We start from the raw sequence: 12,898 nt of genomic DNA, 5'->3' as shown, positions 1-12,898 counted from the left end.
GTGTCTGGGAGTTGTTTCGCCGATGTTTTGGGCGACCGGATAGACTTGACGACCGCCGAGCGGAACGCGCTCGTGCGGCTCGAGGAACGTCGGCGCGACCTGCGCCGCGGTGCCGTTCTACACCGGGAAAACGAGCCTAGCGGCGAATTGCATGTTTTGCGCCGCGGCCTGATGATGAGCTACGTTCTGCTCGACGATGGCAGCCGCCAGATCCTGCGCTTCCTTTTTCCCGGCGATATCATTGGCTTGTCGGGCATCATCTATGCCCATTCGCCCGAAACTGTCGCTGCACTGACCGACTGCACCGTCTGCCCGTTCGAAAAGGCGGCGTTGAGCCAGTTGTTCGTCGATCATCCGCGGCTTGCGGCGATGATCGTCGCGATGAACCAAGTCGAGCGCGTCGCGCTGACCGATCGTCTCGCCGCGCTGGGACGTACGTCGGCCAAGGCACGGGTGGCGGCGCTGCTGATCGACATCCGCAACCGCCTGCGCGCCACCGATCGCTCGATCACCGACACCTTCACGCTCGGCCTGACGCAGGAGGAGATCGGCGACGCGACCGGCCTTACCTCCGTCCATGTCAACCGCATGCTACGCCAGCTGGAGGAAAACGGCATGATCCGGCGCGAGGCGGGACGCACCACGATCGTCGACGAACCGGCGCTGGTGCGCGCGGCGAACTATGTCGATCGCTATGCGGCACTGGAGCTCGGCTGGCTGCCGGCGGCGCGGTAAAGACCCAACCGTCGTGCTGAGCGAAGTCGAAGCACCGCCTGCTGGTCGGACGATGCACTATAGGGCGTGACCGACGTGCTCCCCAATCCAAACCGCTCGGCCTGAGCGAAGTCGAAGGCCAGCTCTCCACAAGGTGCTTCGACTTCGCTCAGCACGAACGGGTGGGATAGATTTGCCCGATAGGGGCGCCTGCCCTCAGCTCAAATTCGGCCGCAGATAGCGTTCCGCCAGTGCCGGCTCGATCCCGCGCCGCACCGCATATTCGGCCAACTGGTCCTCGCCGATCCGCGCCACGCCGAAATACTCCGCCTGGGGATGGCCGAAGTAGAAGCCGCTGACCGCCGCGGTCGGCAGCATCGCGAAGCTTTCGGTCAGGCTGATGCCGGTCGCGTGATGCGCGTCCAGCATCTCGAACAGCTGGATCTTCAAACTGTGCTCCGGGCACGCCGGATAGCCCGGCGCCGGGCGGATGCCGCGATATTGCTCGCGGATCAGGGCATTGTTGTCGAGCTGCTCGTCCGGCGCATAACCCCACAGCTCGGTGCGGACGTGGCGGTGCAGCGCCTCGGCCATCGCCTCGGCCAGCCGGTCGGCCAGTGCCTTCAGCAATATGTCCGAATAGTCGTCGATCGCCGCCTTGAAGCGCGCCAGATGGGGTTCGATACCGTGGATCGACACCGCGAACGCGCCGATCCAGTCGCCCTTCTCGTCGATGAAGTCGGACAGGCACATGTTCGGCCGACCCTCGCGCTTCACGATCTGCTGGCGCAGGAACGGCAGGCGGACGATGTCGGTGCCCTCGACCAGCCCGAGCATGTCGAAGCCGCGCAGTTCCTCCGCGTTGAAATCGCCCTTCAGGTCGACGACGACATCGTCCTCGTAGCGCGCGCACGGCCACAGCCCGGCGACGCCGCGAGCAGTCAGCCATTTCTCGTCGATGATGCGGTCCAGCATCGCGGTCGCATCCGCGAACAGCGAGCGCGCACTTTCGCCAACCACTTCGTCGTCCAGGATCGCCGGATAATTGCCCGCCAGCTCCCAGGCTCGAAAGAACGGCGTCCAGTCGATATAGTCGCGCAGCGACGCCAGATCCCAGTCTCGGAAGACATGGACACCCGGCTGATTCGGTGCGTCGGGCTTCAGCGACATGTCGGCGACAAACGGATTCGCCCGCGCCTTGGCGATCGGCAGCAGCTCGTTCTGGCCCTTGTTGGCGCGCGACACGCGCACCGCCTCATACTCGTCGGCGGTCTTCGTCACGAAGTCGTCGCGGATCGTGTCGGACACCAGGGTCGTCGCCACGCCGACCGCGCGGCTGGCGTCGAGCACATGCACGACCGGCCCGTCATAGGCGGGGGCGATGCGCAGCGCAGTGTGCACCTTCGACGTCGTCGCGCCGCCGATCAGCAGCGGCATCGTCATCTTCGCGCGCTTCATCTCCTCGGCGACGGTCACCATCTCGTCCAGCGACGGGGTGATGAGGCCCGACAGGCCGATCATATCGGCCTCGTTCTCATTCGCCGCCTCCAGGATCTTCGACCACGGCACCATGACGCCGAGATCAATCACCTCGAAGCCGTTGCACTGCAGGACGACGCCGACGATGTTCTTGCCGATGTCATGCACGTCGCCCTTTACGGTCGCCATGATGACCTTGCCCTTGCCCTTCGCGCCCGGCTCCTTCGCCGCCTCGATATAGGGGAGCAGATGGGCGACCGCCTTCTTCATCACGCGCGCCGATTTGACGACCTGCGGCAGGAACATCTTACCCGACCCGAACAGGTCGCCGACGACGTTCATCCCGTCCATCAGCGGCCCTTCGATCACCTCGATCGGGCGGGCGAAGGCAAGACGGCACTCCTCGGTATCGTCGACAACGTGCGCGTCGATCCCCTTCACCAGCGCATATTCCAGCCGCTTGGTGACCGGCAGGCTGCGCCATTCCGCCGCCGCCTTCTCCGCCACCGCATCGGTGCCTCGATATTTCTCGGCCAGCGCGACCAGCCGGTCGCCCGCTTCGGGATCGCGGTTGAGCACCACATCCTCGACCGCGGTGCGCAGCTCCGGATCGATCTGATCGTAAACGTCGAGCTGCCCTGCGTTGACGATCGCCATGTCCATGCCGGCGGGGATGGCGTGGTACAGGAACACGCTGTGCATCGCTTTCCGCACCGGCTCGTTGCCGCGGAAGCTGAACGACAGGTTCGACAGGCCGCCCGAGATATGGACGTGCGGGCAGCGTGCCTTGATCTCCCGGCACGCCTCGATGAAGTCGACGCCGTAGTTGTTGTGCTCCTCGATCCCCGTCGCCACCGCGAACACGTTGGGATCGAAGATGATATCCTCGGGTGGAAAGCCCATCCCGGTCAGCAGCTTGTAGGCGCGCTCGCAGATCTCGACCTTGCGCTCCTTCGTATCCGCCTGTCCGACCTCGTCGAACGCCATGACGACGACCGCGGCGCCGTACGCCATGCACTTGCGGGCGTGGTCGAGGAACTGCGCCTCGCCCTCCTTCATGCTGATCGAATTGACGATCGGCTTGCCGCTGACGCACTTCAGCCCGGCCTCGATCACGTCCCATTTCGAACTGTCGACCATCACCGGGATGCGCGCGATGTCGGGCTCGGCCTGGATCAGCTTCAGGAACGTCGTCATGGCGTGGTGCGCATCGAGCAGCCCCTCGTCCATGTTGACGTCGAGCACCTGCGCCCCCGCCTCGACCTGCTGCAACGCCACCTCGACCGCCGCGGCATAGTCGCCCGCCATCACCAGCTTCTTGAAGCGGGCCGAGCCGGTGACGTTGGTGCGCTCACCGATGTTGACGAAGTTGGTCGAGGAGGTGGTGGTCATGGCACTCTTCATAAATCCTCCCCGGAACGGGGAGGGGGACCATGCGAAGCATGGTGGAGGGGGCTCTCCACAAAGTCTATCACTGGTGGAGAGCCCCCTCCACCACGCGCTTCGCGCGCGGTCCCCCTCCCCGTGCCGGGGAGGATCAACTTCACGCCGCCATCGTGAACGGCTCGAGTCCCGCCAGCCGCGTCCGCACCGGCGGCGTCACCGGCACCCGCGGCGGCAGGCCGCGGACGGTGTCCGCGATCGCCTTGATATGCGCCGGCGTCGATCCGCAGCAGCCGCCGAGGATGTTGACCTGCCCCGCATCCGCCCATTCGCGCACCAGCCCGGCGGTCGTCACCGGCATCTCGTCATACGCGCCCAGTTCGTTGGGCAGGCCAGCATTCGGATACACCATGATGAGCGTGTCGCAGATCGCCGACAGCGTCTTCACGTGCGGGCGCAGCTGCTCGGCGCCGAACGAACAGTTCAGCCCGATCGTGACCGGCTTCGCATGGCGCACCGCATGCCAGAACGCCTCGACCGTATGCCCCGACAGGTTGCGCCCCGACAGGTCGGTCAGCGTCATGGACAGCATGATCGGCACATCGACCCCGCGCGCCGCACCGGCCTGGATCGCCGCCATCACGCCGGCCTTCGCATTCAGCGTGTCGAACACCGTCTCGATCAGGATGAAGTCCGCCCCGCCGTCCAGCAGAGCATCGGTCTGCTCGCGGTAGACGCCGGTCAGATAGTCGAAGTCGATCTCGCGGAAACCGGGATCGTTGACGTCGGGGCTCAGCGACAGCGTCTTGTTGGTCGGGCCGATCGCCCCGGCGACGAAGCGCGGACGGCCGTCCTTCGCCGCATATTCGTCCGCCAGACGACGCGCGATCTTCGCGCTCTCGACATTGATGTCGCGTACCAGCGCCTCGGCGCCGTAATCGGCCTGGCTGATGAGGTTGGCGGAAAAGGTGTTGGTCGACACGATGTCCGACCCCGAATCCAGATAGGCGCGGGTGATCGTCTCCGGCACCTCGGGCTTCGTGATCGCCAGGATGTCGTTGTTGCCCTTCTGGTCGTGACCCAGCCCCAGCGTGCCCGCGTAGTCGGCCTCCGACAGCTTCCAGTTCTGGATTTCGGTGCCGAAGGCACCGTCGGTGATGAGGATGCGCTTCGCCGCTTCGGCGTTCAGTCGCTCGCGGGCCGTCATGCCGCCTTCTCCTGTGCAGGGGCCGTGGGGCGGACGCCGAGCATCCGGCACAACGCATAGCTGATGTCCGCCCGGTTGAGCGTGTAGAAGTGGAAGGCGCGCTCGCCGCCGTCGTACAGGCGGCGGCACAGTTCGGCGGCGACGGTCGCGGCGACCAGCTGGCGTGCGCCGGGCTGTTCGTCCATCCCGTCGAACAGATGCGCCAGCCAGTCGGGCACCGCCGTCCCGCACATCGCCGACATGCGCTTGACGCTGGCGACGTTGGTGACCGGCATGATGCCCGGCACGATCTCCGCCCTGATTCCCGCCGCCGCCGCCGCGTCGCGGAAGCGCAGGAAGGTCTCGGGCTCGAAGAAGAACTGCGTCAGCGCGCGGGTCGCCCCGGCATCCAGCTTGCGCTTCAGATTGTCGAGGTCGGCCGCCGCATGCGCGGAGTCCGGATGGCATTCGGGATAGGCCGCGACCGAAATCTCGAACGGGTGCAGCTTCAGCAGCCCCTCCACCAGCGCCGCCGCATTGGCATAGCCGCCCGCGGGCGACACGAACTTCGCGCCCGCCGTCGGCGGATCGCCGCGCAGCGCGACGATGTGGCGCACGCCCGACGCCCAATATTGCTCGGCGACGGCATCGATCTCTTCCCGCGTCGCCTCGACGCAGGTCAGGTGCGCGGCGGCCGGGATCGACGTTTCGTTCGCAAGCCGGGCGACGCTCGCCAGCGTCCGGTCACGCGTCGTCCCGCCCGCACCATAGGTCATCGACGCGAAGCGCGGCGCGAGCGTCTCCAGCGTCCGCACCGCTTCCCACAGATTGGCCTCGGCCGTCTCGGTCTTCGGTGGAAAGAATTCGAAGCTGACCGCGACGTCACCCGGCACGTCGGCACAACGGAACGCGCCGCCGTCAATCGAGGGCGCGCTCACGCTGCCCGCACCCCGGCCACGGCCCGCACCGGGCCATCGACATCGCTCGCGGGCAGCTTGCGCGCCAGCCACAGTTTCACCGTCAATTCGCTACCCTCCAGCGTCTCGATCCGATCGGGGGCGAGGCCTGCCGCACCGAACCAGCCGAGCATATGATCGTCCGAAAACCCTAATCTGATGTGACCTTCGCGCGACCGCAGCTCTTCGCGGTCGTGGCTCGCGAAGTCGGCGATCAGCAGCCGCCCCCCCGCCGCCAGCACCCGCGCGGCCTCGGCGATCGCTGCGCCGGGCTGCTGCGCGAAGTGCAGCACATGGTGCAGGATCGCGACGTTCGCCTCCGCATCGCGCATCGGCAGCGCGTACAGGTCCGCCTGACGCAGGTCGGTGTTCGCCTGCCCCTGCAGCTTCGCGCGCGCCATGCGCAGCATCTCTGACGAGCGGTCGATGCCGAGCGCCGCCTGCGCGTGCGGCGCGAACAACTCCAGCATGCGCCCCGTGCCCGTACCGATATCGATCAGCCGGCCCAGATCGCCACCGCTCTGTTCTCCGGCCCCCAGCACGCGGCGCATCGCCGCCTCGACCTCCTCGTCGGCGACATGCAGCGACCGGATCGCATCCCACTCCGGCGCATGCGCCTCGAACCACTGCGCCGCCGCGGTCGCGCGGTCGGCGCGCACCGCCGCTAGCCGCGCGCTGTCCGCCGTCGTCCAGTCCGCGTCGTCGGCCGAGGTCCATGCCGCCAGCGCGTCGAACACCGGTGTCACCCGATCGCAATGGCCGAGTGCAACGAAGACCCAGCTGCCCTCCTTACGCCGCTCGACAAGCCCGGCATCGGCCAGTATCTTCACATGCCGGCTGACCCGCGGCTGGCTCTGCCCCAGCACCTGCGCCAGCTCGCCGACCGACAATTCCATTGCCCGCAGCAGCGACAGGATGCGCAACCGCGTAATGTCGGCGCAAGCGCGGAGAATCTCTAGGGCGGCGTGCATGGAATAGAGATATAAAGATATCTTTATATGCGGTCAATCGCTGCACTTTGCACCCTTTTCGTTGTGACGGCGTTACAGCCGCTTCACAGGAAGGGAGACCACTCATGAAGAAGACAATCATTCTGCCGCTCGCGCTCGCCGCCGCCTTTGGCCTGGCCGCCTGCAGCGAGAAGACGCAGGATTCCATGGCGAACGACGTCGATGCAACGGCCGCCGACGCGAACGCGACGATGCGTGAGGCTGGCAGCGATGTCGACGCCGCAACCGACGATGCTGTCCGCTCGGCCGAGAACGCCGCGGACGACGCGGGCCGTGCGCTGGATCGCGCCGGCGATGCCACCGCCAACGCCGCCGATCGTGCGGTCGACGCGACGGGCAACACGCTTGTCGCGGCGGGTAACTCGATGCGCGACTGATGAACCTCCTGCGCTTCGTCGGCGCCGCCGCGCCGCTGCTGCTGTTGTCGGCATGCGGTTCGGCGGACGATAGCGAGCCTTCCGGGCTCACCCCCGACGAGGCGCAGGACATCAGCGACGCCGCCGTGATGCTGAACGACGGCGCCGTCGACGCGAACGCGATCGGTGTAAATGCGAGCGCCCGAACGACCCGCTGATGCGGCACAGCCGGCGTTCATGCCGGCCTCGCCAATATCCATATCGTGATGATCCGGTACGCCCCGTCGAAGCGCGATCGCATCGGTGCCGCGGTGATTGCGGCCGTGTTGCTTGGCGCCCTGCTGGTTGCGCTCATCGCCGGACTTGCCGTCCAATTCTCGCGATCCGACCAGCCCGGCCTGGCAATGTTCGACCTCACCCCGCCCGCGCCCGTCGTGAAGCAGCCTCCGGTCGAAAAGCGCCCCAGCCCGTCGCGCCGACCCGAAGGTGCAGCCGCCCCGCCCAATCTGCGATCGCAGGCGACCGAGATCGTGGCGCCGCCGCCGGTCGAAATTACCGTGCCCCCTCCCGTCGTTACCGCTCCCGATTCCGGCATCGGCAGTCGATCGACCCAAGGCGCCGCGGACATTCCCGGCCCGGGCACCGGGGCCGGCGGTATCGGTGACGGCACCGGCAGCGGCATGGGCGGCGACGGCGATGGCGGCGGCGGGGACGAAACCCCGCCGCACTGGACCGGTGGTCGGATGAGTGACCGCGATTTTCCGGATGCTTTACGGGAGACGAGCGACGGCGGCCGCGTCGGCGTACGTTATACTGTGCTGCCCTCGGGCCGCGTCGGCAACTGTCGCATCACCCGATCCAGCGGCGTCCCCCTCCTCGACGCCACCACCTGCCGCCTCATCACCCAGCGCTTCCGCTTTCGACCCTCGCGTGACAGCGCCGGCCGTCCGGTCGCTGCCGACATAGTCGAAAGCCACGAGTGGGTAAACGAGATGACTGCCGCGGATTTCGCAGAGCCTGCGGTGGCGCAACGCCGCCGTTTAGGTTGGTGAAGTCACCTTACGCGACCCGATTGCCGGCAGTTATCGATCGATAAGATACAATATCGTCGGCGCCGGAATGTCGCCGCTCGGCCGGTCGCGCTGCGGCGGTCGCGTTGCCCAGGCCAGAGCGATGCCCGATCCGCCGGCATCCTCGACCGTCTCGATCCCCATGCCCGCCGGCGGCGGCATCGCCGTGGCGAGCGTGGCGGCCAGCGTCACCGCCGATCGCTCCTCGACCCGCGCCAGTGTCGTGGTATCTAGCAGCAGGTCGATCGGCTTACCGTCGCGAATCAGCGACAGGCGGATACGGTTCGGACCATCGGCGACCGGCGCTTTCAGCACCAGCCGGCTGTCGAGCGATCCGCCGCCGCGGAAGTCCCAGCGGAAGTCGCGCCAGTCGCTGGCCTGCGCGATCCGCCACCGATTGCCCTCCCGCCGCGCCAGATAGATCTGCGTCTGCCCGGCGGCATCGAACTTGTGATAGGCGATCAGCACGCGTCCGGCCTGATCGAAGCCGACCAAGGTGTTGTTGTTGATCATGCCCCCGCGCACCGGCACGGCATCGACGATCTCCGCGCTCGACAGGCGGATCGGCAGCGTCAGCGCGGTGCCGTCGGAGCGTTCCCAATGCACCAGGTCGCGGCTACGGGCATAGGACAGGTCGTGGTTGGTCTCCGCCATCGGCGTCTCGCGCCAGACCCATGCGATGTGGAAGCGCCCGTCCGGCCCGGCGACCGGCCCGACGAAATAGGCGTTGCGACGTCCCTCCCCGTCCGCCAGCGGCTGCGACAGCAGCGGCGCCCATTGCCCGCTGGCGGCGTCGAGCACGTTGTAGATCTCGTTGCCGTTGCCACTCGATCCGTCACGATATTTGAAGATCAGTCGCCCGGCCGCGTCGTGCAGGAAGATCGGATACGTCATCCGCTGCTCGCGGGGTGGATCGACCATCACCGCCCGCCGCGTCATCGTCCGCACGTCGCCGGCCGCGGTCGTGCGGTAATAGACCAGCGGGTCGCCGTGCATGTTCGCCGCGACATGCACCTGCCCCACCGAATCCACCGCCATCGCGATGTAGTTGTGGCTGTCCCACCCCACCCAGCTGTCCAGCTTGTGATAGACCCATGCCGCAAACCGCCGCGGTCGCGACGCCACTGTCAGCTGCCGGTTCGCGTCATAATAGCCGGCAAAGATGCGCTCCTTCGTCACGACGAGCGCGAACCCAACGCTATGCCCCGACCAGACACGGTCGATGGCGGAGACGGTCGCGGTCTTGGCAGGCGTCTGTGCCGCTACAGGCGATATCGACGATGCGAGCAGCGCGCCCGATACCCACGCCGCGCGGAGAACACCGATCGATCCTGCACACCGCGTTCGCATTTTTGGGATCCTGTCGAAGCGATCGCGTCGGCAATCACGGGTTAGGTGCGTGAGCCCCGCTTCGCCCGTTCAGCGGCGGCGATCGAGTGCGGCGACCTGCGTGGCGGCGAGCAGATAGGCGCCGACACCGTAATATTGCGTGTCCTGCGCTGCAACCGCTTCCGGCCGGTCGCTGACCTGCTGCACCCAGCCCAGCCGCCCATCGCGCTGGATCGCACGTTCCAGCGCCGCCCAGCCGCGCCGCACCGCGGGTTCGTACTCCGCCCGCGGCAGCAATCCCGCGTTGATGCCCCAGGCAAGGCCATAGGTGTTGAAGCCGGTCCCGCTCGATTCCGGCGGCGACTCCTCCGCTGCCAGGATCGACGGCGCCCAATAGCCGTCGGGCTTCTGCGTCGCCTTCAACTTGGCGGCCATGTCGCGGAACAGCCCCTCCAGCCGCAAACGGTACGGACTGCGCGGCGGCAGCATCGGGATGATGCGGGCGAGGCCGCCGAAGACCCAGCCGTTGCCGCGCGCCCAGAACTGCTTGCGCTGCTTCGCATCGCGCCGATCGAAGAAGCGGCTGTCGCGATAATAGAGCTTCTCGACCGGATCGAACAGGAAGTCGGTCGTCGCCCAAAATTCCTTCAGCGCGAAATCGCGGTATTTGGGGTTCCCCGTCTGGCGGCTAAGCTCGATGAAGGCAGGCGGTGCCATGAACAACGCATCGCACCAGCACCACCGCGTTAGGCATTCGGTGCGGCTGTAGCCGCCCGGCGGCACGACGAAGGCAAGCGTGGTGACCGCCGGCACATCGACCACCCGGTCGAACGCCGCCTGGGTCGGCTGGATCGCGTCCTTGCCCGCGCCGTTGCGCGCGGCCCAAAGGTAGCTTTGCGTGATCGCATGGTCGTCGGCGAAGTAGGTGCTGTCGCCCGGTCGCCAGCCATTCGCCCGGCCCATCGCCAGGATCGCCTCGCGGATACGCGGCGGCGCGCCGGCGTCGGCGAGCGCGGTCATGCCGACCCAGAACACCGCCTGCTCCCACGCGCGCGGCTTCTTCGTCTCGCCCGTCGCGCGGCTGACATGCGACGGATCGCCCATCCGCGCGAGCTGCCAGTCGGCCAGCTTCACCGCGGACGCGATCGGCGCGCTCGGCGCTTGCGCAAAGGACACGGCGGGCGCGGCGACCAGTGCGACGGCGGCGAAGAAGCGGGCGATCATCGAATAGTCTCCTGGGATATCACGGTTCCCCGCGACGTCTCACCGTCGTGCGAAGCCCCGCGCGAAGCACCGATCGACGAATCAGCCCGGCAACCAGTCGGTTATCGTACGACTTACCCGGCGGTCAATCGCCCGCCATCGCCATTTCAAGGCTTTGCGACCTGCGCGCTTTCGTTCAGGTCCATGTGGCGGCTGAGGCTTTCCTCCATGTGATGCCGCGCGGCATCGCGCGCGCGCGTGGCGTCCATCCGCACGATTGCCTCGACGATTGCCTCATGCTCCTCGCGCACGCGGTCGATATAGCCCTGATGTGCCTCGGGCGATTCGTCCCGCAGGAACAGGGTGCGCGGCGGCACCAGCCGCATGCCGAGGAAGTCGATCAGCCGCACGAAATAATCGTTGTGCGTCGCCTTCGCGATGGCGAGGTGGAAACGCATGTCGGCCTGTGCCGCGGCCCCGGGATCCTCGTTCGCCGCATCGATCGCGCGCAGCGCGGCGCGGATCGCATTGACATCGTCCATCGTCCGACGCGACGCGGCGAACGCCGCCATCTCCGCCTCGATCGCCAGCCGCGTTTCCAGCAGCTTCACGACATCGGCCAGTTCGGCCAATTCCTCGCGCGTCACCTGAAACGCATGATAATGCGCACCCGCCGCCACGAACACGCCGGAGCCCTGACGCGCTTCGGCAAGGCCCTGCGCCTCCAACCGAGCGACCGCCTCGCGTACCACGGTGCGGCTGACGTCTTCATCCACTGCGATCTGCTTCTGCGTCGGCAACCGTTCGCCGGGGGAGAGATCACCCGACAGGATCTGCGACTGAAGCTTCGCGAACAATGCGTCGGTCAGCGAAGCTACCTTCGCCATACCAATTCCCCCATTTGTACGTATCGGCCACTGTCGCGAACGAGAGCATGCTTGGCAACGGTTATATTATTATACTTTGTTTATAAGCATTTGACTGGTGCCAAAACGGCGGTAATTCATCTTCAGCGCATCAATCCGGCGGCACGGAGCGCATCGTCGATGATCCGGCCGACGCCCGCGGGCGCGCGGGCAGGCGCTGGCATCGGGCGCGGGCGGCGATCGGGCTCGGGCGCAGACGCCTTTGTGGCCGGAGCGCTCGATACGACGGTGCGGCGATCGTCGCCTGTTTCGGCAATCCCCCAGAAACCGCAGATGCGCTGCGTCGACGAGATATCGACGTCGAGCATGTGGGGCCCGGCGCGACCGCAGCCATTGTCGCCGCCCACGTTAAGCGGCGTGCCATGTCCCATGCCGGTGATGCGGTAATCCTCGATCACCGCGCGACCATCCGCACCGCGCCACGTCCGGCGCGGATAGCCGTCGATCGTCTCCACCAGGTCCGGTGCGGCGCCCACCCCGTGTAACGCGCGCCACTGCGCGATGATGGCGTCGGCATTGCTCTGGCTAACGGTCGCATCGCCGCTGCCGTGCCAGACCGAGATGGTCGGCCACGGGCCGTCGTGATCCGACGCGCGACGCACGAGTGCGGACAGGTCGTCGGCACCCGGAAGGCCGTGACCGCGCATCCGGTCCAGCGCCTGCGGGATCGATCCGGCGATGCCGTAGGACAGACCGGCGATGATCGCCCCGCCGGCGAACACTTCCGGATAGGTGGCGAGCGTCACCGACGCCATCGCGCCGCCTGCCGACAGGCCGGTCACGAACACCCGCGCCGGATCGATCGCCTGCGCATCGACGACGGCGGCGATCATCTGACGGATCGACAGGGCCTCCCCCGCCCCGCGGCGGATGTCGCCGGCTTCGAACCAGTTGAAGCACAGGTTCGCATTGTTCTGTCGCGTCTGTTCCGGAAACAGCACCGCGAAGCCGTGACGGTCGGCCATCTCCGACCAGCCCGCGCCGGCATCATAACCCGCCGCCGTCTGGGTGCAGCCGTGCAGGACGACGACCAGCGGCGCCTCCTCGGCCAGCGCGGGCGGCAGATAGACATGCGCGTTGAGCGCGCCGGGATTGGACCCGAAATCCTCGAGTGGCGTCAGCCGTCCGCTGTCGCCCATCCCGCCTGCCATCGCGCTCATGCCGCGCATCGCCGTCAGGCGGGTGATCGTGTCTGAAATCCTGCGCATTCGGGTATCCTTATCGTGACACCGCGACGCCAAGCCGGTCGACATCATGTTGCAGCGCACAATAGATAAGTATCGAGT

12 protein-coding genes are annotated in these 12,898 nt (G+C 66.9%); 4 read left to right on the top strand and 8 right to left on the bottom strand.

What is annotated here, in order from left to right:
- Nucleotides 1–735 carry a Crp/Fnr family transcriptional regulator gene (locus tag ACX40P_RS09425; RefSeq protein ID WP_459126087.1) on the top strand — a complete coding sequence of 245 codons (735 nt, stop codon included), beginning with the start codon at nt 1–3 and terminating at the stop codon, nt 733–735.
- 195 nt (nt 736–930) lie between these two features.
- On the opposite strand, the gene metH is transcribed toward ACX40P_RS09425, so the two are convergent.
- The 4 genes from metH to ACX40P_RS09405 form a co-directional block, all read right to left on the bottom strand.
- A complete protein-coding gene (gene metH / locus ACX40P_RS09420; RefSeq protein WP_459126086.1) occupies nt 931–3,597 on the bottom strand; it encodes a methionine synthase in 2,667 nt (888 codons plus the stop codon).
- A 139-nt stretch (nt 3,598–3,736) separates the two neighbouring features.
- Entirely contained in the window at nt 3,737–4,783 is a 1,047-nt protein-coding gene (locus tag ACX40P_RS09415) for a homocysteine S-methyltransferase family protein (RefSeq protein WP_459126085.1), read from the bottom strand.
- The gene (gene metF / locus ACX40P_RS09410) at nt 4,780–5,700 is read right to left on the bottom strand and encodes a methylenetetrahydrofolate reductase [NAD(P)H] (RefSeq protein WP_459126084.1); all 921 of its coding nucleotides are present in this window, start codon (nt 5,698–5,700) and stop codon (nt 4,780–4,782) included. Before metF ends, ACX40P_RS09415 begins: the two co-directional genes overlap by 4 nt.
- Entirely contained in the window at nt 5,697–6,689 is a 993-nt protein-coding gene (locus tag ACX40P_RS09405) for an ArsR/SmtB family transcription factor (RefSeq protein WP_459126083.1), read from the bottom strand. Before ACX40P_RS09405 ends, metF begins: the two co-directional genes overlap by 4 nt.
- Nucleotides 6,690–6,793: 104 nt before the next feature.
- Between ACX40P_RS09405 and ACX40P_RS09400 the strand changes: the two genes are divergently transcribed.
- Genes ACX40P_RS09400 through ACX40P_RS09390 form a run of 3 tightly spaced genes read left to right on the top strand, consistent with a single transcriptional unit; the run spans nt 6,794 to nt 8,136 of the window.
- Nucleotides 6,794–7,105, top strand: a complete 312-nt coding sequence (locus tag ACX40P_RS09400) for a hypothetical protein (RefSeq protein WP_459126082.1) — start codon at nt 6,794–6,796, stop codon at nt 7,103–7,105.
- Entirely contained in the window at nt 7,105–7,302 is a 198-nt protein-coding gene (locus tag ACX40P_RS09395; RefSeq protein WP_459126081.1) for a hypothetical protein, read from the top strand. The genes ACX40P_RS09400 and ACX40P_RS09395 overlap by 1 nt, the downstream gene beginning before the upstream one ends.
- A 48-nt stretch (nt 7,303–7,350) precedes the next feature.
- Entirely contained in the window at nt 7,351–8,136 is a 786-nt protein-coding gene (locus ACX40P_RS09390; protein ID WP_459126080.1) for an energy transducer TonB, read from the top strand.
- 30 nt (nt 8,137–8,166) lie between these two features.
- Here ACX40P_RS09390 and ACX40P_RS09385 read toward each other — a convergent pair whose 3' ends face one another.
- From ACX40P_RS09385 to ACX40P_RS09370, 4 genes are all read right to left on the bottom strand, one after another.
- Nucleotides 8,167–9,504, bottom strand: coding sequence for a BNR repeat-containing protein (locus ACX40P_RS09385; protein WP_459126079.1), 1,338 nt, complete (start codon nt 9,502–9,504; stop codon nt 8,167–8,169).
- Between the two features lie 69 nt (nt 9,505–9,573).
- On the bottom strand, nt 9,574–10,707 hold the full coding sequence (locus ACX40P_RS09380) for a glycoside hydrolase family 88/105 protein (RefSeq protein WP_459126078.1): 1,134 nt from the start codon (nt 10,705–10,707) through the stop codon (nt 9,574–9,576).
- A 146-nt stretch (nt 10,708–10,853) separates the two neighbouring features.
- Nucleotides 10,854–11,573 carry a FadR/GntR family transcriptional regulator gene (locus ACX40P_RS09375; RefSeq protein WP_459126077.1) on the bottom strand — a complete coding sequence of 240 codons (720 nt, stop codon included), beginning with the start codon at nt 11,571–11,573 and terminating at the stop codon, nt 10,854–10,856.
- Between the two features lie 122 nt (nt 11,574–11,695).
- Nucleotides 11,696–12,820 carry an extracellular catalytic domain type 1 short-chain-length polyhydroxyalkanoate depolymerase gene (locus ACX40P_RS09370; RefSeq protein ID WP_459126076.1) on the bottom strand — a complete coding sequence of 375 codons (1,125 nt, stop codon included), beginning with the start codon at nt 12,818–12,820 and terminating at the stop codon, nt 11,696–11,698.
- Nucleotides 12,821–12,898: the final 78 nt, after the last annotated feature.

It is taken from the genome of Sphingomonas sp. RS2018, assembly GCF_054489605.1.
The sequence above is the reverse complement of the archived record's forward strand: the minus strand, read 5'-3'. Positions and strand labels throughout refer to the sequence as shown.

What these genes read in the sequence shown, in the direction of transcription:
- metH (WP_459126086.1), bottom strand. Translation starts at nt 3,597, where the DNA reads ATGAAGAGTGCCATGACCACCACCTCCTCGACCAACTTCGTCAACATC.
- ACX40P_RS09415 (WP_459126085.1), bottom strand. Translation starts at nt 4,783, where the DNA reads ATGACGGCCCGCGAGCGACTGAACGCCGAAGCGGCGAAGCGCATCCTC.
- ACX40P_RS09405 (WP_459126083.1), bottom strand. Translation starts at nt 6,689, where the DNA reads ATGCACGCCGCCCTAGAGATTCTCCGCGCTTGCGCCGACATTACGCGG.
- ACX40P_RS09400 (WP_459126082.1), top strand. Translation starts at nt 6,794, where the DNA reads ATGAAGAAGACAATCATTCTGCCGCTCGCGCTCGCCGCCGCCTTTGGC.
- ACX40P_RS09395 (WP_459126081.1), top strand. Translation starts at nt 7,105, where the DNA reads ATGAACCTCCTGCGCTTCGTCGGCGCCGCCGCGCCGCTGCTGCTGTTG.
- ACX40P_RS09390 (WP_459126080.1), top strand. Translation starts at nt 7,351, where the DNA reads ATGATCCGGTACGCCCCGTCGAAGCGCGATCGCATCGGTGCCGCGGTG.
- ACX40P_RS09385 (WP_459126079.1), bottom strand. Translation starts at nt 9,504, where the DNA reads ATGCGAACGCGGTGTGCAGGATCGATCGGTGTTCTCCGCGCGGCGTGG.
- ACX40P_RS09380 (WP_459126078.1), bottom strand. Translation starts at nt 10,707, where the DNA reads ATGATCGCCCGCTTCTTCGCCGCCGTCGCACTGGTCGCCGCGCCCGCC.
- ACX40P_RS09375 (WP_459126077.1), bottom strand. Translation starts at nt 11,573, where the DNA reads ATGGCGAAGGTAGCTTCGCTGACCGACGCATTGTTCGCGAAGCTTCAG.
- ACX40P_RS09370 (WP_459126076.1), bottom strand. Translation starts at nt 12,820, where the DNA reads ATGCGCAGGATTTCAGACACGATCACCCGCCTGACGGCGATGCGCGGC.